Annotated in this window: 21 protein-coding genes and 2 pseudogenes; 9 read left to right on the top strand and 14 right to left on the bottom strand. The window is 61.3% G+C overall.

What is annotated here, in order from left to right; translation table 11 throughout:
• Nucleotides 1-77 precede the first annotated feature (77 nt).
• The 4 genes and pseudogenes from B551_RS26335 (at nt 78) to B551_RS25845 (ending at nt 3,344) form a co-directional block, all read left to right on the top strand.
• Nucleotides 78-440: an SMI1/KNR4 family protein gene (locus B551_RS26335; protein WP_371259340.1), complete on the top strand. Its 363-nt coding sequence runs from the start codon at nt 78-80 to the stop codon at nt 438-440.
• 135 nt (nt 441-575) lie between these two features.
• Nucleotides 576-957: pseudogene (locus B551_RS25855) on the top strand (alkaline phosphatase); the annotation flags it as partial.
• Nucleotides 958-1,386: 429 nt separating this feature from the next.
• Nucleotides 1,387-2,658 (top strand): AAA family ATPase, encoded by a 1,272-nt coding sequence (locus B551_RS25850; protein WP_006575607.1) that lies wholly within the window; start codon nt 1,387-1,389, stop codon nt 2,656-2,658.
• Entirely contained in the window at nt 2,655-3,344 is a 690-nt protein-coding gene (locus B551_RS25845; RefSeq protein WP_006575606.1) for a DUF4276 family protein, read from the top strand. The genes B551_RS25850 and B551_RS25845 overlap by 4 nt, the downstream gene beginning before the upstream one ends.
• A 575-nt stretch (nt 3,345-3,919) precedes the next feature.
• On the opposite strand, the gene B551_RS27390 is transcribed toward B551_RS25845, so the two are convergent.
• From B551_RS27390 to B551_RS23250, 7 genes and pseudogenes are all read right to left on the bottom strand, one after another.
• On the bottom strand, nt 3,920-4,231 hold the full coding sequence (locus B551_RS27390; protein ID WP_371259339.1) for a citrate/2-methylcitrate synthase: 312 nt from the start codon (nt 4,229-4,231) through the stop codon (nt 3,920-3,922).
• A gap of 235 nt (nt 4,232-4,466) precedes the next feature.
• On the bottom strand, nt 4,467-4,943 hold the full coding sequence (locus tag B551_RS25280; RefSeq protein WP_083492724.1) for a Mov34/MPN/PAD-1 family protein: 477 nt from the start codon (nt 4,941-4,943) through the stop codon (nt 4,467-4,469).
• Nucleotides 4,940-6,184 carry a ThiF family adenylyltransferase gene (locus B551_RS25840; RefSeq protein WP_253281409.1) on the bottom strand — a complete coding sequence of 415 codons (1,245 nt, stop codon included), beginning with the start codon at nt 6,182-6,184 and terminating at the stop codon, nt 4,940-4,942. Before B551_RS25840 ends, B551_RS25280 begins: the two co-directional genes overlap by 4 nt.
• Before the next feature lie 54 nt (nt 6,185-6,238).
• A pseudogene (locus tag B551_RS27385) lies at nt 6,239-6,649 on the bottom strand (E2/UBC family protein); the annotation flags it as partial.
• Between the two features lie 6 nt (nt 6,650-6,655).
• On the bottom strand, nt 6,656-7,879 hold the full coding sequence (locus tag B551_RS23260; RefSeq protein WP_157072087.1) for a nucleotidyltransferase: 1,224 nt from the start codon (nt 7,877-7,879) through the stop codon (nt 6,656-6,658).
• 25 nt (nt 7,880-7,904) lie between these two features.
• Nucleotides 7,905-9,035 carry an SAVED domain-containing protein gene (locus tag B551_RS26330; RefSeq protein ID WP_172682494.1) on the bottom strand — a complete coding sequence of 377 codons (1,131 nt, stop codon included), beginning with the start codon at nt 9,033-9,035 and terminating at the stop codon, nt 7,905-7,907.
• 563 nt (nt 9,036-9,598) lie between these two features.
• Entirely contained in the window at nt 9,599-10,732 is a 1,134-nt protein-coding gene (locus B551_RS23250; protein WP_172682493.1) for a citrate/2-methylcitrate synthase, read from the bottom strand.
• Nucleotides 10,733-10,870: 138 nt separating this feature from the next.
• On the opposite strand from B551_RS23250, the gene B551_RS23245 reads away from it, so the two are divergent.
• From B551_RS23245 to B551_RS23225, 5 genes are all read left to right on the top strand, one after another.
• Nucleotides 10,871-11,824 carry a 2-hydroxyacid dehydrogenase gene (locus B551_RS23245; RefSeq protein WP_006575600.1) on the top strand — a complete coding sequence of 318 codons (954 nt, stop codon included), beginning with the start codon at nt 10,871-10,873 and terminating at the stop codon, nt 11,822-11,824.
• Nucleotides 11,825-11,946: 122 nt separating this feature from the next.
• On the top strand, nt 11,947-12,705 hold the full coding sequence (locus B551_RS23240) for an SDR family oxidoreductase (protein WP_006575599.1): 759 nt from the start codon (nt 11,947-11,949) through the stop codon (nt 12,703-12,705).
• Nucleotides 12,706-12,812: 107 nt separating this feature from the next.
• Nucleotides 12,813-13,793: a tripartite tricarboxylate transporter substrate binding protein gene (locus B551_RS23235; RefSeq protein WP_023265114.1), complete on the top strand. Its 981-nt coding sequence runs from the start codon at nt 12,813-12,815 to the stop codon at nt 13,791-13,793.
• Nucleotides 13,794-13,947: 154 nt separating this feature from the next.
• Complete coding sequence (locus B551_RS23230) at nt 13,948-15,114, top strand: diguanylate cyclase (protein WP_043442415.1); 1,167 nt, start codon at nt 13,948-13,950, stop codon at nt 15,112-15,114.
• A 171-nt stretch (nt 15,115-15,285) separates the two neighbouring features.
• A complete protein-coding gene (locus B551_RS23225) occupies nt 15,286-16,530 on the top strand; it encodes a methyl-accepting chemotaxis protein (protein WP_006575597.1) in 1,245 nt (414 codons plus the stop codon).
• 162 nt (nt 16,531-16,692) lie between these two features.
• On the opposite strand, the gene B551_RS23220 is transcribed toward B551_RS23225, so the two are convergent.
• The 7 genes from B551_RS23220 to B551_RS23190 all read right to left on the bottom strand — a co-directional run bounded on the left by B551_RS23220 (nt 16,693) and on the right by B551_RS23190 (nt 23,000).
• A complete protein-coding gene (locus tag B551_RS23220) occupies nt 16,693-17,760 on the bottom strand; it encodes an ABC transporter ATP-binding protein (protein ID WP_006575596.1) in 1,068 nt (355 codons plus the stop codon).
• A 31-nt stretch (nt 17,761-17,791) separates the two neighbouring features.
• Nucleotides 17,792-18,694: a carbohydrate ABC transporter permease gene (locus B551_RS23215; RefSeq protein ID WP_006575595.1), complete on the bottom strand. Its 903-nt coding sequence runs from the start codon at nt 18,692-18,694 to the stop codon at nt 17,792-17,794.
• The gene (locus B551_RS23210) at nt 18,678-19,610 is read right to left on the bottom strand and encodes a carbohydrate ABC transporter permease (protein WP_006575594.1); all 933 of its coding nucleotides are present in this window, start codon (nt 19,608-19,610) and stop codon (nt 18,678-18,680) included. Before B551_RS23210 ends, B551_RS23215 begins: the two co-directional genes overlap by 17 nt.
• Nucleotides 19,610-21,013 (bottom strand): ABC transporter substrate-binding protein, encoded by a 1,404-nt coding sequence (locus B551_RS23205; RefSeq protein ID WP_006575593.1) that lies wholly within the window; start codon nt 21,011-21,013, stop codon nt 19,610-19,612. The genes B551_RS23210 and B551_RS23205 overlap by 1 nt, the downstream gene beginning before the upstream one ends.
• A 26-nt stretch (nt 21,014-21,039) precedes the next feature.
• Entirely contained in the window at nt 21,040-21,969 is a 930-nt protein-coding gene (locus B551_RS23200; RefSeq protein ID WP_023265111.1) for a TauD/TfdA family dioxygenase, read from the bottom strand.
• Between the two features lie 93 nt (nt 21,970-22,062).
• Nucleotides 22,063-22,470 carry a cupin domain-containing protein gene (locus tag B551_RS23195; protein ID WP_006575591.1) on the bottom strand — a complete coding sequence of 136 codons (408 nt, stop codon included), beginning with the start codon at nt 22,468-22,470 and terminating at the stop codon, nt 22,063-22,065.
• A 29-nt stretch (nt 22,471-22,499) separates the two neighbouring features.
• Nucleotides 22,500-23,000 carry an Ohr family peroxiredoxin gene (locus tag B551_RS23190; RefSeq protein ID WP_023265110.1) on the bottom strand — a complete coding sequence of 167 codons (501 nt, stop codon included), beginning with the start codon at nt 22,998-23,000 and terminating at the stop codon, nt 22,500-22,502.
• Between the last annotated feature and the right edge of the window lie 9 nt (nt 23,001-23,009).

The raw sequence follows: 23,009 nt of genomic DNA, 5'->3' as shown, positions 1-23,009 counted from the left end.
AGTACTTGGCTTGCATTGAACACCGCCCGCTATCGGCCAGAAGCGGATACTGATCGATTCTCATGAGAAATTGCTGAATGCTGCTAGAGTCTGCGCCAGCCGCCCCAACCCAGAGCGGGTATATGTTGCCTTCAGTTCCGCATGAGTACACGGATTACCTGGTTTCCCATGGAGTCTTCGAAGGATTTAGGGTGGAGGGATCAATGCCAGGATATGTTGCGCTGTGGTCACTAGATGAAATAGATGTCAACAACGCTGATGTCGAAATCAACGTCTACGCGCCAGGATTTCTTGCTTTCGGTGGTGACGGCGGTGGGGAGCTGTTGGCTTTCGATCATACAGGCGCTGTTTTCATGCTGCCAATGATCGGCATGGCACCGGATTGCGCCATCCGCATCGCAGATAGCTTTTCGGACCTAGCCACACGCCTCGAGGCTTGACGAGCAACGCCCGATCAAGGGCTCCGCAAGGGCACCAGCCGCAAACCCCAGGTTCTCACTTTTCTGTAGCGCACCGGAAACGAAAATGCCGATGGAATGGGCACGTCCGCTTCGGCCTGCGCGCAAAAACCGCACGGCGGTCAGCCCGATACCACCGGCGCGCCATCCACTCGGAATGGGTGCCGGTCGATATGGACGCCGTTCCCGAACTGATCGCCGAGGACTTTGGCGGCGGCAAGCTCAAGCAGCAGGACGCGCTGGGCAATTTCGCCAACCCGGACAAGATCGCGATGCCAGACAGCTGGCCACGCCGGCTGGCGCGAAATCGACCGGGTTACATGCTGGGGACGAAATCAATGGATGGACGTATGTCCTGAGTTCATTCCAGCATCCAGGAGATTGGGAATCGCCGCTGCATGACTTCGTGAAGGCAACTCTCGATCCACTCGTTCGGCGCAACTACAAGAATCGGTTTGCTGCTGTCGGCAATATCACGGGGGATGCGACTTCGGTGAGGGATGAGGCCTTTGATGTATTGAAGGAAGACAGCGCATGGGAATGCTCGGGCTTCCTTTTGTTGGTGCTGCCAATTGCCTCAACTCCGTGCCTGCTACCGCGATACCGCGATACCGCGCACCGCCGCCGTTCTACCGAGTGGGACCGCGAATCGATGCGTTGACATGGAGTTAGAATCGCGCTTCTCGATCCTTGGGCTCCTCAGGGAGGTACCCTACGCGGAGGTGTCTGTTGCCGGCGCAGTGCGGTCGGAGACAGCCCGGCCGTGCCGGTCATTTGGTCGACCGCAGAGGCGAACCAAATTGAAAAGATCACTGCCCCCCCAATGGGGGGTACTCGCACGCCGCATACCATCCGAAACTCTACGGGTCAGACGGACAGCAATATGCGGGGCCACCGTTCTTGACGCGCACTTTAGTAGCGTTTACACATGCAAATTAAAGAACTAAAAATAGAAAATTATAGATCATTACGCGATATTACGTTTCGCCCCAATGATCTCACTGTTGTCGTAGGAGCTAATGGCTCAGGAAAATCCAATCTTGCCTCTGCGTTCGAGTTTCTCGCTGACGTTTATCGCAACGGACTTGAATATGCTGTTTTGAGCAAAGGAGGCTTTGAGAATATCGCCTACCGGAGGCAGCAACGAACGAAGTCTGCCGTCCAATTTTCAATTGATTTTTTGACCCAGGATATCCATTTACCCTTCGTCAAAAACAGGAACCAACCCGGATTATTTCGGGTCAGACACACATTCTCCTTTGGAGCCGCGCGAACCGCCATCCGCGCCGATTTCAAAATCGTTGAAGAGACACTTCAGTACTATATCCCCACGGGAAGGCAGAGCGCAAAGGATTACGAAAAATTTTCCAATCTGTTTTCGATCAGCAAAAAAAACGGTGAGCTTTCGTATGAAATTGGTAGTTCGTCGCGAATTGACCCAGATTTGGTAAAATATTTGGAATTTATTTCGAAGCGAGGAAAAGAGCGTCGAAGAGGGCGCGCCTTTGACCTACTTTTCAGGGATTTATATTTCCTAGGCGGCCCCGCTGAATTGGGTGACATTTCAGTGCATCAATTCTCCCCGCAGATCTCTAGAACTCCTGGTGCACCGAGCCCGTTGCCACGCCTTACCAGTTATGGCCAAAACCTTGCGGCGCTCGTGGATTGGTTGCAGAGAAACCATCCTCAACGATGGGAGCAAGTCGAAGATTCGATGCGCCAGATAATACCTGGTCTCGAATCTATTGGTGTCGCATTCACACCGAATAATCTCCTCGCTCTAACGTTTAAGGAGGAGAGCTCAGCAAAGCCCTGGACTTCGCAGGATGTCTCGGATGGTACTATTCAAACGCTTGCCTTGCTTTGCTGTCTCGCCGATCCTCGAAATACACTGTTGTTCTTGGAGGAGCCTGAAAACTCCGTACACCCTTGGATCGTTCAACAACTAACGGAGCAATTCAAAAAGAACAGCAAACAAACTCAAACAATATTGACCACCCATTCTCCCGTCGTACTCAACATGGTGGAACCTGGCGATGTTTGGATCTGTTACAAGGAAGATGGCGAGACGCGAATCTCACATTTACCCGAGATTAATCCTGAAGTAGTAGAAGATTGGGAGAGCGGCGTAGCGAGGTTATTTGAGCTATTTGACATGGGACTTGTACGTCAAGCCATGCCAAAAGGGCAGATTGTATGAGTCGCAAAATCGGCATTATCGTGGAGGGAGCCGGCGAGATTGACGCTATTAGCAGCCTTATCGGCAAAGTGGATAGCGTGCATGAGATTAAAGGAACGCCACTGCGCGCGGACCTTCAGCCCAAAGCCACACCAATGGTGATTGCCCGCTCAGCGCGGTCCCAAGTTCTGACATGGTGCCGTCGCGGAGTTGATTCCATCCTCATACTTATAGACCGAGAAGATCATCCATGTGCCGTTCAGTTCTCTCAGGAGCTACGAACGGCATTCAACAAACTTTATTCTGACACGAAAATTGATTTCCAAGTGGTAGTGAAGGATAAGTCTATTGAAAACTGGTTAATTGCAGATCCGGTGGCCCTTAAGACCATGACGGCTAGATTTAAGGTCTCCGCGGCGTTCGAGAAAGCAATTCAAAACAAATGCTGCGATAGCATCACGAATCCAATTGATTTACTCAACAGCATTAGCATCAAGAAACGTTATCATAAGGGCGACGATCCAGCCTCAATCTGCAAGCAGCAAAACCCTCTGCGCGCGGCCGCCAATTCTCGCTCATACCGGAAATTGCTACGCGAGTTAGGGAGCAAGCAATATGCAACGCAAAGCAAATATCCCCATACGTCGCCGCGCGCGAAGACATTCGGACAAAAGATCTTGAAGGAAAAGGTTTTAAACGCCGCATAGGGGTCTTGCAAGTTCGGCGCAGCACGCGGGATCGGACCATCTGCACCTCCCTCCCTGTGCTTGGGCTGTGTAGCAGAGTGACCGCGTCAAGGGTGTCCAGCATGCCAGTCCGTATAGGCTGGGCCACGTCGGCGGGCGCTGCGCTGGCGCGGACGGTTCTCGACACGCAAGGGATCCGCTCTGGACACGCGGTATGGGCACGCGGCACGGGTAGGCGGGACGCCACCCGTCACGCAAACGCAGCATTCTGCTACGCTGCGGATTTTCCGTCCCTGATTCCGGCATGCTCTCCATCGATTATCCTGCGATATGCCAAGCGGCCTTCCCCTTCCCGGGCGGCGTTCATAGTATTCACCTCCGAAATGGCACCGACACGACGTCGATATTTGGCTGCAGCCCCGTCAACCTTGTCGCCTTCTCGATAAAGCGCGCTATCGCTTCCGGCGGCTCGAACATCGCAGCAACGCAACGGCCCGCGGATCGCCATCGGGATACAAGTGATGCCCGAAACCCGGTAAAGGCAATCCCGTGGACGGAGGGTGCGCAATAACGTGCTCCTCACCCTGCCGCTCCGCTCATCGATTAGCGCCTTGACGCGGCCCCAGCCGTCGCCGTGCAAGGGGCCGGAGATCGTGGCGAGTCCGCCAAGAAGGCAAAGCGGGCAGCGATGCGCCGGTGGACGCCGTGATGCGTGCGGCAAAGGCGGAGCTGGTCAACTCGTGATCCACCAGAAGGACCATGGCCGTCCGCAGAAGCTCGGCCAAGTGCACCCGCTGTTCCACCTTTGCACAAAGCGAAGGTGCAACGGTTGTTGGCCGCTTTGCGCCGAACGCATTGGCGAGTTGGCCGACTAGGCTTTGGCATTCGACATGCAGGACCCTGGTCATGCGCCCATGCGTTGAGTAGCCGGTGGCGGCCAGCGTAGCGAGGGTTTGAACGCCGCTACACGTCCCGGGTTGAGCTAAAGAGGATGTGGCTTCTTTATGGCGGAGGCCGATTTACTTGAATATGCCAAAGATGACACAAAAGTTGCCATGCGAATTCTCCTTGTGGACTCGTCGCTAGGGAAACATCTAATTTCTTGTAGGGGGCACCAGAGGAAGCTGCCCCTACGGGGACCCGCTAGTATTCAAAGCGTGCGCCATGTAGCCGGCTTCCATCGTGAACTCCGACGAAGAGTCCCTTTGGAAACGCGTCTGTCCCAACAATGACGAAGAGAATTCCGGTCAGGTTATGAAGTGCCGCCCGGGCGTGCTCAGCTGCGAGCCGCAAGTCCGTACTGGACGGTGAGGGATGCTTCTGGGGATGGGAGTGCCATAACCCTACGAAATGTAAGCCATTCGCAAAAAGTCGCTCCCGCTCGATTTTCGCAGACTCAGGACTGAAGACAACCCCGTGTGAAGACGCTCGCGTTGGGGGTAAGACCGTCACCAAGTCAATCATGACGTCTTCACCAGTGAGGTCTGCCGAAAAGAGTTGCCCCACAGCTTCCGAGCTTCCCTTGCGGAGTTGCCGGTGATCCTCTAGAACCTTCAATCCTTCCGTGGGAAATACAATGCGCCAAGTCGCCCCTTGTACTCTGAACGTCTGCACATTCATGAGGCTTCGACCAGAAGGTAAGGACGCGTAATCATTCTGGAATCAAAACGCGACCCTTCCGCCGGAACCACGTCCCGAGGGACTGCACTCCTCTCGATTTCATCGAAGAACGCCTTCGACCGCACCCAACTCCAGATAATTGACCTGGCCAGCCCATCATCCAGGATAGAGAGCACCCGCTCCGCAGCGAACCCTGCGGCCTGCCAGACATCGGCCACGCCATAAGGGTGGAATCCCGCACTGCACGCTGGCAGATTCACTCGACTATCGGCAGGCCAATCCGCGACATTCACCAGCGTATCCGCAGGATCGGTTTGCGGCCAATTCTCTTGTGCCGCCACGCCAACAACGTGGGCCGCCGCACAATATGGCTCAAGCCAGCAGAGCGCGAGCGGTACATTCGCAACAGTGCTATCACGATACATGCTCAGAAAGCTCCGTACTGAACTCTCCCCAGTGCATTCGACAATTAAGTCATATGCCCCTGGCAGGCAGCAATCCGAGATGAAGGAGCTTGCGAAGGCATGATACGCGCGCACCTTGAGTTCCGGTATCTCCCTCAGAAGCTTACGCCCGAGACTCACCGCCTTTCCATTTCCAATGGAAGTGAGGCCCAAAACATGTCGTGAACAGTTTTCGGTCTCGAAGGACTGCACGTCAACGATGTCGATATTACCTACACCAGCCCTTGCTAAGGACTCAATAAGCGGACTCCCAAGCGATCCACATCCGAGGACAAGCACCCTCGCCTTCTGCCGCGCCTTCAGCCTCTCCGACTTGTAGTCTCGGGAGAGACTCCATGCGGCATCCATCCTATCCAAGCGAAGTGGCTCAATAGCGGGCTGGGCAACGAGCGAAACCATTGGTTCAAAAATCTGGTAGCCATAAAGCACGGTGCCTTGTAAAAACACTACAACGAACGGCCCATGGCTTTCGGTAGCTTTATCTTTCAACCAAGCGCCGACAGACGCGTCACCTGAAGTCAGACGCTGTACAAGCTGCTCAAGGTCGGCAAAACTCTTCGGCCATGCAGTGGGTGTCCAAGCCTCGTCTACAGGCAACGGCACAAACAACGCATGCCCTCTCGACATGGTACCGCGAGCAAGCTCATGCCGACGCGCAAAGGCACTGGCATCTCGGGAGCGCATGCAAGCGACCGCAGTCTTTCCTTTATTGAAGGAGGCAACAGTCCCTTCAACAACCTGCTCAAGAGGCTCCAGTACAACGTAGGTCTTTTGCAACGACGGACGTGCGGTACGTCTTTTCCTATTCTGCAAGGTGAAGCGATACCAGTACGCGAGCCGCTCGGCTTGGAACTCGCTCTCGACCCAACCTGGGTCCTCACATTTGATGAGAAAGTCCTCAAATGCTTCTAGGACGCGGTCGACGGCACCGCATGGGTCCTCAAAGTCCAAAGGACTCGAAGAAACTCCCAGACAGACCCTCCCGTCCTCCTCCACGTGGGGCAGGACCAAGCAGAGACTCTTGTCCACCTCGATCTGTGCCGGCGTCGACGGAAAATCCCTTGGAAGCCGGATTCGTATCGGCTTACCCTTTAACGCGGGATGGGTGGGTGAGACGATCCAGGTTCTAACCTTTCGTGCTGAACCCGATGTCGCGACGCGCTTGGCGAAGGCGGAACCTGCACCGTCAAGCCATGCCTCTACGGCAGACGATGCAGCGGCAATTGGAGAGACTTGAATCAAGGCGCTCTATGCCAGCGTGTTCCTAGAGCCAACGGCGGTTGGCGAGCTGGGATTCGAGCGCGGCTGCGCGGGCACCGTCTTGCGCAGACCGCCGAGCACGCCCAAGCCGGAGCTCTTTGTACTGGCTTGCCAGGAGTCCACGCCATGCCGGCCAAACACCCGGCGGATGCGCTCCTCGGACTTCGCGTTGTAGTCCTCGTTGAAAAGCAGTTCGAGATCGCTTGTGAGTTGCTCGTGCCAGATCGCAAATTCCTTTGCGCGCAGCCCACCGTCTTCGTTCCAACGTTCAGCGAAGTTCTCCTTCGGCAGCGCCGGGTTAGCAACCCAATGCTTGCCGTTCAGTCGCTCTATACGCTTCGGTAACTGCTCCACAAGTTCCAGCACTAATTCAATGGGCGACGCAAACGCGCTCCTCTTCGTGAGCCAGAGGTCGTTGTACGCGTGCGTCGCAAGGGTTACCAAAATAACAGAGATTGGCTTGGCCTCTTTCCTAGCATCCGAGACAATCGAGCCGTAGTAGTAGTTGTCGCGGTGTAGCTTAATAAGCTGAACCGTTCGACGAAGTACATCATCAATCCCGACCGGCGTGGACGGAATCGGGTCCACTTGCGCATGGTCGAAAACAAGCGCTTTTGCCATCTGACTCTCAAAGCTAAAGCACAGACCGGCGATCTTACAGAACCAGTCGGCGAACTCCTCAGGATTGGACGGACTCCACTTGGTTTTCGGGTCTCTTACGCGAAGATCCGTTCCCGTAATTATCTGGCTACCAGGAAGTGCGGGCGTCACGTCGAAATAGAACGGCTCCCCTGCGTAGTCCAGTCGCCAGCAACGAGCTTTCGGCTTCGGATCTCCTGCTGCGTCGTTCAACCCCCGCAATGCATCACCGAAACGCGAGAAGAAGGTCTCAGAATCGAGCTTATCAAACGCACCACCCGTAAGTTTGACAACGATGTCCAGGTCGAACTTTGCATTGCCTCGAGGCGAGATGGTTGTCTGCGTCCTCATTGACCCCTGTACAACAACGTGCACGTCGGTGTCCGCCACGTGAAGTTTATGGGCAATTTGTCGAGCCAGTAGGTCATAGTGCATCTTGGCCCTCGCCAGTTCCTTCGCGTCTAGCTCAAGCCGCTGAAGCATAGAGACGATGAAGCTCTCCCACTGCTCTGCTTGCTGTCGAGCAAGCAGGGAGGCCATTACGGACTTCGAAAGAGAAAGCTTCTGATTCACTGCATTGCTCCAATGTGGTGGACCCTCAGGCAGTCGTGACTTCACGACCTGTTTCGACAACCTCTGCTTTCACAACGCCATGGGTTTTCAAGCGAACACCCCATGGATATTTGTTTCCATGCGTTCTTTCGTACTGGTAGATTACGGCAGATGGAAAGTTGCGCACGTCATAAGCGGCACCAAGGCGGATCACTAGGCTTGCCGGTGCAGCAACGACAAGATGGATCAATTCCGCGCCGCCTCCAGCGAGTTGTGCGATGGTCTGCAGAAACTGATGGCACAGCGCCTGTTGTTTGGCCTCAGACCAGAGCGAGTTTGGTACCGGCACAGGAAGACTAAGATGGACGACCGGCAAGCCGGCGAACGTCCGCGCGATGCCTTCTTCATCCACCGCGTAGCTCGCTGACACCGCAACGACGACCTGACGAGATCTATCCTGAGCAGCTTCTTCAAGACCGATCACTCTGAAACGGACACCGTCGTCGGCCTCACTCAGTTCCCGCCAAGCCTTCCCGGTACGCTCCCAGTCCATGAGCGTGATTTGCGCTTCGTCGTCCAGCAGCATTCCGACATGGAATAGGAATGGAACTTGGAGAATCCCGCCAACGACTGTGGAGATATCTGAACGGGCGAAGTCCTTGCAGCGAGCCTTGACGTCCCGCGGGATGGCATTCAGTTCTTCAAGCACGCGATCCAGCGCCGCACAGCCTGCTGCTTGCATGTGGTGGCGGACATCTACAAGCACGCTTTCTGGCGCTCCGACTAGCCGCCCAGGGACGGCGTCCTTAAGAGGTGCATCGGAGGTATCCGCGAGACCGCGCAACTCCAAGGCTATGACGCGCTTCGTTGCAGACAGACAATTTGTACGGTTATTGTGGATGGCAAGAGCCGCGCCAACGAAGAAAGCAATCAGTCCGAATACCGCGCCCAGCGTTGAAATAAACTCAGATGCCCCGGACGGATTGGAAAGCTGAAATGAGAGGTTGCCCCAAGGGCTTTGGGACGCGCTGAAGTTGGTCACCCAATTTCCGGCCATGGACACCGCAAAAAGGCCCGCCCCAGCAGCCATGACGCGCAGTCCAATGTTAGCCGGCCGGCATATCCAATTGATAAATTTTTCGGCCTGACCTAGAAACCAACCCAGCAAACCAGTCATCCGGACCCCTACGGGTAGTCGGTACATGGGACATCATACTACATATTGTGTATGCAAGCTCAGCTCGCACAAGATGTCGTGCCTATTTTTTGCATTACCGGTTTGACTCCAAACGGTAATCATAGATCTGCCCATTCATATTGATCCCCTGCACTTGCGCCGAACTCCGACTTGCGTTTCGCCTATGTTCATCGCGCCGAGACATCTCGGCGAGGCCTATTACCGGCTCTGAACGCAGGACTGACTACCCGCTTCCACGAGCTTACTTGAACCCGCCGAAACGTACGTGGGCACTCTGACAACACGAACGACACGAACGCCAAAGTGTCCCTGAGGACGACTCACCGCAACGGATAAAGCTTTCACCAAAGCGGACACCGAAGTGCGGCCTTCAACTGTCCGCGCAGGGTCGACAAGTGAAATCGGGGAATTCGCTTGGACCGCCACCCGCATCTGTCCATTTAGTCACGCTCTGCCATTTGCGCCCTCCATCCGACTACACCGCCCCGCATAACCGCCTCTGCGATACAAGCGCTGCGACTGCCTTGCCTGCCCGCAAGACCTCATCTTTTCCCCGCCCTGTCCGGCATAACCCCAACATACCGCCCCCGCGGCCGTATCACCTGCCCTACTCCCATTTGCTCGAGACTGTGCGCCAGCAACCCAATGCTCCGCGCCGTGGCAAACATCGCGAATGCCGCATCATCCGGCAGTCCGTAATGAATGACCATGGCCGCCAGCGCCACGTCGATATTCGGCTGCAAGCCCGTCAGCCTAGTCGCCTTCTGGATAAACCGCGCAATGACCTCCGGCGGGTCAAGCAACGCCAGCAACGCCGCCGCCCGCGAGTCCCCATCGGGATACAGGTGATGCCCAAACCCAGGCAACGGCAATCCGGTCGACAGATGGTGTGCAATCACCTGTTCCTCGCCCTGCCGCTCCACTTCATCGAATAGCGCCTTGACGCGGCCCGAGGCATCGCCGTGCAGCGGGCCGGAGAGCGTCGCCAACCCTCCGAGCAGGCAGGCCGGCAGCGATGCGCCCGTGGATGCCGTGATGCGGGCGGCAAAGGCCGAGCTCGTCAGTTCGTGGTCCACCAGCAGGACCATGGCCGTTCGCAGAAGCTCGGCCACGCGCGTCGGCTGTTTCCACGCTTGTGCAAAGCGAAGGTGCAGCGGTTGTTGGCCCGGTTGTGCGCCGAAGGCATTGGCCAGTTGGCCGACCAGGCTTTGGCATTCGACATGCAGCACCCTTGTCATGCGTCCATGCGTGGAGTGGCCCGTGGCGGCGAGCGTAGCAAGGGTTTTGAATGCCGCGACACGTCCGGGCTTGGCGACGCGGGTAGAGCATGAAAAGTCCACCGGTTGTTGCGCGTCCCACAGTAATTGCGCCACGTCCTCGAGGGTGGCCGAGCCGGCTAGGGGCACTGCGTCCTGCCCTCGGTAGTACAGCCGCTCGCGAACGAAGGTGGAAAGCGCGGTCGGGATGCTGGGTTCCGCTCCGAACAGCGTATTGGTAGCGAGGGTTTCGTGCTTCCGGCCGGCCTGCTTGCGTTTGGCGAGGCTCGCCACGTCCTCTGCGCGGTACAGGCTGCGGCGCGTGTCGGCCGGGTCGGTCATCACCTCAAGCTTGCCGCGGCTGACATACGCATAGATCGTTTGCGGCCGCACGCCGAGCTGTCGGCATGCCTCGTCCATCGATATCCAGGAGCTCATGGGGGTGGTCGTCAATGTTTATATGTTGATTTTATAGATCAATATTGCCATGACGATCAAGTATTACCTACTATGCCGTCAACGTTCAACGCCTCGCTCAAACACCAAACGCTGACGCACATGAAGCCGCAAATCCTGCAACTGAATCCGATCCTGATTCCTGCGATTAACGACGAGCTCGCCTCGCTGTACCACGTTCACAAGTACTTCGAGATCGCCGATCAGGCGGCATGGTTGCGCGAGCACGGGCCTTCCATCCAGGCGGTCATTACCGGCGGACACACGGGGATTTCACGGGCGATGCTGGAACAGTTGCCTGCGCTGAAGGTGGTGGCCATCAATGGCGTGGGCACCGATGCGGTGGATCTTGAATATTGTCGTGGCCGCAATCTGCCGGTCACCGCCACCCTCGGCGCGCTGACCGAAGATGTGGCCGACCTCGCGATCGGTTTGCTGATCGCGGCCTGCCGCAATATCTGCGCGGGGGATCGTTTCGTGCGCGATGGCCAGTGGGAGCTATATCCGCAGCCGATCGCGATTCCGCTTGCCCGACGCTTCAGCGGCATGAATGTCGGCATCGTCGGCATGGGGCGTGTCGGTCGGGCGGTGGCGACGCGGGCGGCGGCCTTTGGCTGCTCGATCCGCTACACCGACCTGCGCTTCATGGATGACGTGCCCCACGAATTCGTGGCCGACCTGCGCGAGCTGGCGCGCCGCAGCGATGCGCTGGTGCTCTGCGCAGCGGCGGACAAGGCGGAGGGCATCGTCGATGCCGCGGTGCTGGACGCGCTGGGCCCGCGTGGCTATCTCGTCAACGTGGCGCGCGGCCGGTTGGTCAATGAGGCCGACCTGGCCGAAGCCGTGGCGGCCGGCCGCATCGCGGGCGCGGGTCTGGACGTCTTCGTCGACGAGCCGCGCGTACCGCTGGCCTTGCGCGAATCCGGTCGCACGACGCTGCAGGCCCATCGCGCCAGCGCGACCTGGGAGACCCGTACCGCGATGGCGCAGATGGTGCTCGAAAGCGTGGCGCAGGCGCTGGCCGGCGGCCTTCCGACGATGAGCCTGACCACCTGAGCGCAGGACTATCCGTTTCACGCCCCACCGCACGAGCGCACGCGCAGGCGAATGCACGAACGCCCGGGCGCCTGTGCGCGCAGAAGCCTTCCAGCCTAACGCCCCATTAAGGAGACTCGCCCTTGAACGCTTCCCGAAAAATCGCCCTCGTCACCGGCGCCGGCAGCGGTGTTGGCCGCCTCAGCGCGATGGCTTTGCTGGAGGACGGCTGGACGGTGGTGCTGGCCGGCCGCCGCGCCGAACCGCTGCAAGCGCTGGCCGCCGAGGCTGCTGAGCGCGGCCAGCACGCAGTGCCCGTGCCTGCCGATGTCACCGATCCCACCAGCGTGCACGCGTTGTTCGACACCATCGAACAAGAGTTCGGTCGGCTGGACCTGTTGTTCAATAACGCCGGCGTCAATGCCCCTGCCGTGCCGATGGACGAACTGCCGCTGGACGCATGGTTCAACGTGATCAACACGAACGTCACCGGCGTCTACCTTTGCGCGCGGGCGGCCTTCGGCTTGATGCGCCGGCAGTCGCCGCAGGGCGGACGCATCATCAACAACGGCTCCATCTCGGCGCACACGCCGCGCCCCTACACCGCCCCCTACACCGCCAGCAAGCACGCCGTCACCGGCCTGACCAAGGCACTCGCGCTGGACGGCCGCCCGTTCAACATCGTGGCCGGCCAGATCGACATCGGCAACGCGCTGACGGAACTGTCGGAGCGGATGACGCGCGGCGTGCTGCAGGCCAATGGCACGACAGCGCCGGAACCGATGATGGACGCCACGCACGTCGCCAATGCCGTGCGTCATATGGCATCGCTGCCGCTGGAGGCGAACGTGCTGACCATGACCGTCATGGCCAGTGCCATGCCGTTCGTCGGGCGCGGCTGATATCGCTCGGCATCTCACGTCGTTCCCGCGCCCCGGCTCGCTTGCGCCGCGGGGACGCGCGGCATCAGAGTTGACACAACAGTTGACCAGAAACAGAGGAGACAACCATGCCATTCACCAAGCTGATCAGGACCCTGGCCGTCCCGGCCGCCCTCGTCATGGCCCCCGGCCTGTCATCGGCACAGGCACAGAACTACCCCACCCGCCCCGTCACCATCATCGTGCCCGCACCGGCCGGCGGCGGCATCGATCTGATTGCCCGCGTGGTCGGAGAGAAGCTGGCGGTCAAGCTGGGGCAGCCCTTTATCGTCGAGAACCGCCCCGGCGCATCGAACAATCTGGGCACCGCCGTGCTGGCCAATGCCAAGCCGGACGGCTACACGATCGGCATCGTCGGCGGCAGCCACAACATCAATAAATACCTGTTCAAGAATCTCGGCTGGGATCCGGAAAAGAGCTTCGAGCCGATCGTCTATACCCACGTGATTCCGCTGGTGTTCGCGGTCAATCCGAAAATTCCCGCCAAATCGGTGCCCGAACTGGTCAATTGGATGAAGGCCAATCCGGGCGAGGCCAAGGTCGCGACTTCCGGACGCGGCAGCGCCCAGGAGATGGCCGCGGAAATGTTCCGCATGGTCAGCGGCGCCAACATGCTGCTGATTCCGTACAAGGGCTCGTCCGCCGCCCATCCGGACCTGGTGGCCGGACGCACGGTGCTGTTCATCGACACCATCAGCGCGATCCAGGAACAGGTGAAAGCCTGCAATGTCCGCGCGCTGGCCGTTTCGACCCGGAACCGTTCCAAGGCGCTGCCCAATGTCCCGACCGCGGAAGAGCAAGGACTGAAGGGCTATGACGCCAATACGAATGGCGGCTTCCTGGCGCCCGCGGGTACGCCCAAGGAGATCGTCGCCAAGCTCAATACCGAGATCAATGCCGCATTGAAGCTGCCCGAGGTGCGCGCCAAGCTGGAGGCGGCGGGAATCGAAGTCCAGGGCGGCACGCCGCAGGACTACGCGGCGCTGATCAAGTCCGACCTCGCCAAATGGGGGAAGGTAGTCAAGCAGGCGGGAATCGAGCAGGAATAGCACGGCACTGAAGCACTGCGGCACTGCTGCAATCCATCGAATCGATCAATCGGGGCTTTCCCCGCAGCCCCGAAAGTTGGTCATCGACGAATGCCTTTCCCACGTAGAATTGGCGGCCGCCGCCATGTATCGGCGCAATGTCTCTACATTTGGCATGCTCGTCGATCTCCTCACCCTTTACCACCTAGCCATCGGAACGCTGCTCGTCAGTGCCGGAATGATCTTCTGGGAGCGCCGGGCGAACCCCAGGCGCAGCAGGGAATTGCGGATACTGGCATCAGGATTCGCGACGTTGGCCATTGGCTGCGCGGCTGTGCTGTTCCGTCGCGAGCTGCCCGGCGCCATCGGTTCGGCAATCAGCAACCTGCTTGTTCTCAGCGGCTATCTGTTGGTGCTGCGTGGCGTCGCATCGTTGAACGGTCGCGAATATCGCGCAGGCTCGATCTGGCTGCTGGTCGTCATGGCCCTGGTGTGGGCCGGATGGGGTCCGCAACATCGGGAATTCGTGTGGAGCCACGTCAGTTCGATGCCGATCGCCATTGTCAGCGGGTTGACGGCCTGGGAGATGTGGCGATGCGAGGCGATGAAGTCGTTGCAGTCGCGGCGCATCGTCGTGGCCGTTGCCGGCATCCACACGGCGATATACGCGGCCAGGAGCTTCGTGCTGCCCTGGTTGGTGGCCGCGTACGGCCCTTCGGTACAGTCGATTGCCAGCAAGATCACGATCTACGAGGGCGTGCTGTATTCGGTCATCCTGCCGATGGCGCTGCTGAAATTGATCCGCGACGAATCGCACGGGCAGTTGTTGCGGCAATCGCAGACCGACTATTTGACCGGGCTTGGCAATCGCCGATGGTTCTTTGAACACGGCGCGCGGATCGTCGATCGCTGCAAGGAGGGGCCGGTGTCCGTCCTGGCTTTCGACCTGGATCATTTCAAGGCCATCAACGACCGACACGGGCACGAGACGGGCGACCGGGTGCTGAAGTCCTTCGCCGAGATTGCGCAGGGCGTGCTAGGGCCGGATGCGGTTCTGGCGCGCATCGGTGGGGAGGAATTCGCCGCGCTGCTGTATGGCGCCGACGCAGGGCGCGCCAAGGCACTGGCAGAGACCGTCGTCCGGCGTTTTGCCGAGGCTATCCCGGGCCGCAGCGGCAGCGCGGCGATTCGGACCACGGTCAGCGTTGGCGGCGCGCAGTTCCACGACGAGGCGCCCGCGCTGGTTGATCGCCTTGCGGCCGCGGACCGCGCCTTGTATCGGGCCAAGTCCATGGGCGGCAACCGGGTCGAAATGGCGGAAGCCGACGCGATCGAGGCCTGAAACGGCGCCCTCTTTTCCTCTAAGGTTTTTCCTTAGATCTTTCCCCCTAAAGTTTCCCTCTTCCCTGCCGTCAATCCGCGTTGGGGGTAAAAAACGGACCATTGCAGTCCGGCCGCCAACTCGCCCTGACGCGGGGCGCCAATCCACAACAACAGGGGAGCGGAGGGAGAAATGCATATCGGGAACTGGTCCATCCGGGCAAGGCTGACCGCGTGCTTCGGCGCGGTGTTGCTGGTACTGGCAATCGCACTGGGCATGGGCGTCACGCAGTTGCGGGCCATCGGCGAGGCAGCGCATTCGGCCGAGGCCGGGGCCGTTACCGCGGCCAAGGGCCCAGCCGCCCTGACCCAGCTGGATCAACAAATCACCACCACCACCGAATGGATGGCCGGGCTCGGCATTGCGGCCCTGCTGCTGGCGGTGGCAAGCGTCCACGCGCTGTCCAGGGGCATCCAGCAGCCGCTGGCCGAGGCCGAGCTGATCGCCGAGACGGTCGCAGCCGGCGACCTCAGCCAGGAATTCGAGACCGAGCGCAGCGGTCCCTTCGGCCCCCTGCTCGGCGGGCTCGGCCGGATGGAGGACATGCTGACCGACCTGATTACCCGGATCAAGACGTCCACCGACTCGATTACCGAGGCCTCGCACCGGATCGCGGCCGGCAATACCGACCTGTCGCAGCGCACCGAACAGCAGGCCGCGACGCTGGAAGAAACGGCGTCGAGCATGAGCGAGCTGACCGCGATGGTGCAGCAGAACACCGAGCGCGCCCGCGAAGCCAACCGTTTCGCGCAGTCGGCATCCGGCATCGCCGAGCGCGGCGGCGAGGTGATGACCGCGGTGGTCGACACGATGCAGGCGATCGATACCAGTTCCAAGAAGGTGGCCGATATCGTCGACGTGATCCAGGGCATCGCCTTCCAGACCAATATCCTGGCGCTGAACGCGGCCGTGGAAGCGGCGCGCGCCGGCGAACAAGGCCGCGGGTTCGCGGTGGTCGCCGGTGAAGTGCGCACGCTGGCCCAGCGCAGCGCCGCCGCGGCGCGCGAGATCAAGGACCTGATCGACGACTCGGTCCAGCAGGTCGGCAGCGGCTCGACGCTGGTCGGAAAGGCCGGTCAGACGATGCAGGAAATTGTTGGGGCCGTTCGGCATGTGACAACGCTGCTCGGCGAGATCGGTACCGCGTCCGAGCATCAGAGCAGCGGCATCGCGCAGGTCGCCGAGGCGGTCACGCAGATGGATACCGTGACGCAGCAGAATGCCGCGCTGGTCGAACAGGCCGCCGCGGCGTCGAATGCGCTGGCCGACGAAGCCCGCGAGCTGCAAAGCGTGGTGGCGCGATTCCGGCTGGAGGCCGGCCCTGCCCCGATGTCGGCGTCGCGGGAGCCGTCGCTTCAATTGGCGGCGGCGCGATAACCGACGACGTAGCCCTATCCGCTCAGCCCGTGCTGGATCGCCAATTCCACCGGCGAATACGCGCCGTCTTGCCGTTCGAGCTGTAGTGGCTCCCGCGGCAGCAAGGGCGGCTGCGCCATGAACGCGCCATGGTACCGAAATCGGCCAAGGGGAATCCGGGCCTCAGTTCAAGCGCTGCCCCGATGCAGCATCGAACAAATGGACATGCTCGACCCGCGGCCTGAGCTTCAGTGCGCTGCCGGGCCGCGCCTCAACGCGTTCACGGAATGCCGCCACCAGTTGATGGCCCCCGACCTTGGCCGCAATCAGCGTTTCCGAGCCGGTCGGTTCGACCACCACGACTCCAGCCTCCAGCGAGTCGGCCGCGTCGAGCGTGAAATGCTCGGGCCGCACGCCATACAGCACCTGATGCCCATGCATTGCCTCGGGAGCGCGATCCAGCGGCAGCCGCAGCCCGTCGTCGGTCAAGATCGACGGCGCACCGTCGCGTTGCACACGGCCCCGGAAGAAGTTCATTGCCGGCGAGCCGATGAAGCCGGCGACAAAGGCATTGCGCGGGCGATCGTAGAGTTCCAGCGGCACGCCGGATTGTTCGACCACACCGTCCTTGAGCACGACGATGCGGTCCGCCATCGTCATCGCCTCGACCTGGTCGTGCGTCACGTACAGCGTGGTGGTGCCCAGCCGCTGATGCAGCGCCTTGATTTCGGTACGCATCTGCACGCGCAGCTTGGCGTCGAGGTTCGACAGCGGCTCGTCGAACAGGAACGCTTCGGGCTGGCGCACGATGGCGCGTCCCATTGCGACCCGCTGCCGCTGGCCGCCGGACAGGCGGCGCGGCGTGCGGTCGAGCACCGCCGAAAGGCCGAGCGTTTCCGCGACCGCCTGCACGCGCCGCTCGATTTCGTCCTTGGCAAGGCCCTGCAGCTTCAGCGCGAAGCCCAGGTTCTGCGCCACCGTCATATGCGGATACAGCGCGTAGTTCTGGAACACCATCGCGATATTGCGGTCGCGCGGCGCCACGTCATTGATCACGCGGTCGCCCAGGCGGATCTCGCCACCGCTGATCGGCTCGAGCCCCGCCACCATGCGCAGCAGCGTAGATTTTCCGCAGCCGGACGGACCGACCAGCGCGACGAACTCGCCGTCGTGGATATCGATCGACAGGTCGTGAATGACCTCGGTGCCGCCGTAGGCCTTGCGCAGATGTCGGAGAGAGATGGAAGCCATGAGTCCGTCGAAATGAAATGCGAGCCTGCCGTCAGTCCTTGACGCCGCCGGCCGTCAGCCCACGCACCAGGTATTTACGCACCAGCAGCGTGAACGCGACCACCGGCAGCATCACCAGCGTGCCGCCCGCGGCGATCTTGGTCCATTCCCAGCCCTCGTACTGCAGGAAATTGACGATCGCGACCGGCGCGGTCACCGCATTGGTTCGGGTCAGGATCAGCGCATAGAAGAAGTCGTTCCACGAGAAGATGAAGCACAGCACGGCGGTGGCCGCCACGCCAGGGGCCGCGAGCGGCAGCGTGACGCGCCAGAACCCGCTCCAGACGCCGCAGCCGTCGATCCAGGCCGCCTCTTCCAGCGCGGCCGGTACCGCCTCGAAGAAGCCCTGCATCAGCCAGATCACCACGGCCAGGTTGAACGTCAGGTAGACAAGGGCCAGCCCCCAGACGGTGTCGAGCAGGCCGATCCAGCGATACGCGAGGAAGAACGGGATCGTGAAGGCGATCGGCGGCGCCATCCGCGTGATCAGGATCCACAGCGCCACGCGGCCACGCGAGCGGAAACGCCAGCGCGTCAGCGCATACGCAGCCGGGACGCCGAACACCAGCGACAGCACGGTGGACAGCGTGCTGACCAGGAGGCTGTTGCCGAACGAGCGGGCGAAGTTGCCTTCGAGCAGCGCACGGAATGCCTCGAGCGTCGGCGCAAACAGCAGGCTGTCGTCGAACGCGCCCTCGGCCGGCCGGAACGCGATCTGCACCAGCCACAGGAACGGGAACATCAGCACCAGCAGCAACGCCAGCGCCAGGGCCACACGGGCGTGGCGGCGCCACCATCGCGCCGGCGTGGCCGTCGACCGTCGCAGCCCGCGCGTATCGGTATGGGCCGCGTCGCGCTGACGCGGCAATCGCAGCGTGTCAGTCGTCGCGTTCATTCTCCTCGCTCCCCTTGAACCGGCTGATCGACCAGCTGATGACGAAGACCGCGGCCAGCATCACCACGGCAATCGCACTCGCGTAGCCCCAGTACGAGAAATTGAACGCCTGGATAAAGCCATAGAAGTTGGTGACCTCAGTCACCGTGCCCGGCCCGCCATTGGTCAGCACATAGATCAGCGGAAACGCCTTGAAACTGTCGATCAGGCGGAACAGCGCGCATACCACCAGCACCGGCCGGATATAGGGCAGCACGATGTAGCGGAACAGCTGCCAGCGGTTGGCGCCGTCGATGCGTGCCGCTTCCAGCGGCTCGTCCGGGATCATCTGCAATGCCGCCAGCACCATCAGCATCGTGAACGGAAACCACTGCCAGGTCTCGGCGATGCTGATCGCCCACAGCGCGGTATCGGGATTGGCGATCAGCGAGCGCAATGGCAGGCCGATCTGCTCCAGCGCGCGGTGCAGCGGGCTGACATCCGGCGTGTACAGGATCTTCCAGATCAGCGCGACGACGATCGGCGGCAGCACCATCGGAATCAGGAAGACCGAGCGGATCGCCACCAGCACGCGGGAATTCGCGTTCAGCAGCAGCGCGATGGCAAGGCCCAGGACGAGCTGCAGGGTCACGCTGGACAGCGACAGCCGCAGCTGCACCCACAACGAGCCGAGAAAGCGAGGGTCGTCGAGAAGTTGCCGGTAGTTGACCAGCGGATCGTCGAAGCGGAACGTCCCCACCGGGTCGAGCAGATTCAGCGGCGTCAGGCTGATCACCAGCAACGTGGCGGCCGGCACCAGCGTGATGGCGCCCAGGATCAGCAGCGACGGCGCGAGCCCGAACAGGAAGGCACGGCGCCGCTCGACTTCCCAGCCAGGCGCCGGCGCGGCGTGCCGGATCGAAACGGAGTTCGCCATCAGACAGCCACACCCGCCCGCTTCAGTTCCGCGATCGCCGCGGCCTGCGCCTGCTTCATTGCGCCGGCGGCGCTCTGCTGGCCCGAAACGATCAGCTCGATTGCCTTGTTCAGCTGCTGGTCGACCTGCGGATAGACCGACACGGTCCGGTACTTCATGTGGCCCTGTTTGCCCGACAGCTCGATTGAATCCGTGCACAGCTTCGCGATGTCATAGCCGTTGACGACCTGCCGTTTGCGGAACACGTCGGCGTCGATATCCGAGCGGCGCGACGGCGAGCCATAGCCAGCGGCAACCGCACGCCGCGTGATCGTCTTCGACGTGGCCCAGACGATGAACTGCCAGGCCGCATCCTTGTTCTTGCTGCCGACCGGTATGCCATAGCCATGCACCGCGGTGCCCGGGAAGCGGCCGGCCGGCCCCTTCGGCACCAGGCCCCACGCGGCCGTTTGCGCGGCCTTGCTGGAGGCGGGGTCGCCGACCTGCGACAGATAGATCTGGCCGAGCGTGCTGAAGTTGCTGCGGCCGGCCTTCAGTGCCTGCACGGCCTGGTCCGGCGTATACGAGACGGCACCATCGGGGCCGAACTCGCGCAGCAAGCGCGCGAAGTAGTCGGCGGCGGCAATCGCCTCCGGCGTATCGAGCGTGGGATAGAGGTCGTCCGGCGCCTTGCGGAATACGTCGCCGCCGAACGCATGCAGATATGGCGGAAACGTCCAGCCGTAGTGGTTGTCGGTCACGAAGCCGGCCACGCGATCCTTGCGATTGACGGCCTTCAGCGTCTTGACCAGATCGTCGGTGGTATCCGGGTAGGCGAGTCCCGCGGCCTTGACCAGGTCGAAACGGGACGCGGCGCTGATGGTCACCTCGGCGGTCCAGGGCACGCCATAGAGCTTGCCATCGCGTCCGGTCTCCGGCGCGCGGGCGCCGGGCAGGAAATCGTTGATGTCGAACTCGGCCGGCGTCCGGCTGGGGTCCTTGATGAAATCGTCGAGCGGCGTCAGCCAGCCGGACTGGATCCAGCGGCTCGAATAGATGAACGTCACGTTCACCACGTCGAAGCCCGAGCCCTTGGTCGACAGCTCCAGATCGACGCGCTGGTTGTAGACCGGGAAGGACGGCGTGTCGAAATTGACCTTGATGCCGGTCTGCGCCTCGAACTCGGGCAGCCATTGCCGCAGCAGCTTCTGGTATGGCGCGCTGAATGCGGAAACGTTGAGCACGACGCCGGCGTGTTTCCTGGCACCTTGGGCGAAGGCCGGCGCTCCCAGCAACGCACCGGCACCCAATGCCGCACCGGCGCGCAGCACGCGGCGGCGGCCCGGGTCCGGTGCGAGTGCGCCCTTCTCGGCGTCAAAGGTCGGCGCAGCCGCGGAATTGTCAGCTTCGAATGCAGTGGTCATGTCCTGTCCTGATGCAATGGCATGAATCACTGCTGCGCGGCGGCAGTCAGATCGACACTGCGGCGGCCGTCGACGCCGACCGGTACGTCGCCGGTCACCGTCACGCGCCGCACCACCCGGTGCTGGTCGCCATAATCGTTCAGCGCGTAGTGCTGCGTGGCGCGGTTATCCCAGATCGCCACGTCGCCGGGCGACCAGCGCCAACGCACCGTGTTCTCCAGCCGCACCACGCGGTTTTGCAGCACCTCCAACAGATGCCGCGATTCGCTGGTCGAAAGCCGCGACAGCCGCTTGATGAAATGGCCGAGCAGCAGCGCGCGTTCACCCGTTTCCGGATGGACCCGCACAACGGGATGCTCGGCCTCGATGACCTTGCGCGTAAAGACCGCGCGGTATTTCTTGCGCCCTTCGGCCTCCTGTTCGCTGGCGCCGTCGTCGACGCGCGTTTCCGCATAGTCGAAGTCGTTGCCGTGGACGGCCCACAGCCGGTCCGCGATCGCCTTCAGTTCTTCCGGCAGCGCGTCATAGGCGGCCACCGTGTTGGCCCAGACGGTATCGCCGCCAACCGGCGGCAATACCACCGCCCGCAGGATGCAGACCTTGGGCGGCGCAACCTTGAAGGTCACGTCGGTATGCCAGGAATCAGCGCGGCCGCCGTGGCGGGAGTCGAGTTCGAGAAAAGCCGTGCCGTCCGGGGCTGGCACAGTAGGATGCGATTCGATTTCGCCCCACAGCCGCCCGAACGCCTGGTGGGTCGCGTCGTCGAGATGCTGCTGCCCGCGCAGGAACAGCACGCGGTGTCGCAGCAAGGCGGCCTTCAGCGCCGCCAGCGTGCTTGGGGCCAGCGAGCCCGACAGGCGCAGCCCGCGAACTTCGGCCCCGATGCGAGGCGAAACCGGAACGATGTCCAGCTCGGTGGACGTGGTTTCAGGGCGATCCTGGATGACGGCGCTCATCGGTTCTCCGTGGCAATGAATGGGACCAGACAATGGTATGGGCCCCATTCCGCCAGGAGAACGAAGTAAAACGTATGTCGATATTCGCGCGCCCTAATCGATCGGCGTCAGAATCGGCGCACCCTGCTTCTTGATCAGGAACACGACGAACTTCGCCGGGTGCGTCTTGCTGGCGTTGCGCCCGACCGTGTGGATATCGTTCGGCCCTTCGTGGAAGGTCTCGCCGGCCTTCAGCGTGACCTCCTTGCCGCCCTTGACGCCCATCACGATGCTGCCCTCGAGCACATAGACGAAGCCGTGGGCGTCGTGGCGATGCACGGGGTCGGCGCCGCCGGGCGCGTAATCGACGACGATCATCTCGACTTCCTTGCCGGGGTATTCGGGCAACGGCTGCGTCAGCAGCGGCTTGACCGAGACGCCTTCCCCGGCCGCGGCGGCGGGCTGTCCCACCATCAGCGACGAGAGCAGCAGCGTTGCCGCAAAGGCAGTGACTGGTTTCATGGTTTCACTCCAGATTCTTGGACAGTTCCTCAAACCGACACGGTAATGACGGTATGCATACCCTCGCGGGCGATCTTTGCGTAGGGGCAAAGCCGCTCGGTATGGCGGACCAGTTCTTCGGCGACCGGCTTGTCGACACCCGGCATCCGGATGTGGATGTCGGCAATCAGCCCATAGCCTCCGTCGGCGGGATCGCGGCCAAACGACACCTTGACGGCGACCGTCGCCGCGGCAATGTCGATCTGCTCGCGTTGGGCGAGCAGGCTCAAGGCGCCGTGGAAGCACGCCGCGAAGCCTGCCGCGAAAAGCTGTTCGGGATTGGTGCCGCCGCCCGGCCCGCCGAGTGCCGCCGGCAAGCGCAGGTCCAGATGCAGGTTGCCATCGTCCGATCGCGCGACGCCCGATGCGCGGCCATGCCCTGCCTCGCCTCCCGACACCGTCACGGTGGTCGTGTACAGCGCGGCGAAGTCGCTGCCGCGATATCGGTCGAGCAGCGTCAGCGGCGGCGGCTTCAGCCCCTTGGTTGTCATAGGGCCTCC

The organism is Cupriavidus sp. HPC(L) (genome assembly GCF_000307735.3).
Taxonomy (GTDB): Bacteria; Pseudomonadota; Gammaproteobacteria; order Burkholderiales; family Burkholderiaceae; genus Cupriavidus.
This window is presented reverse-complemented; position numbering and strand designations above follow the sequence as displayed.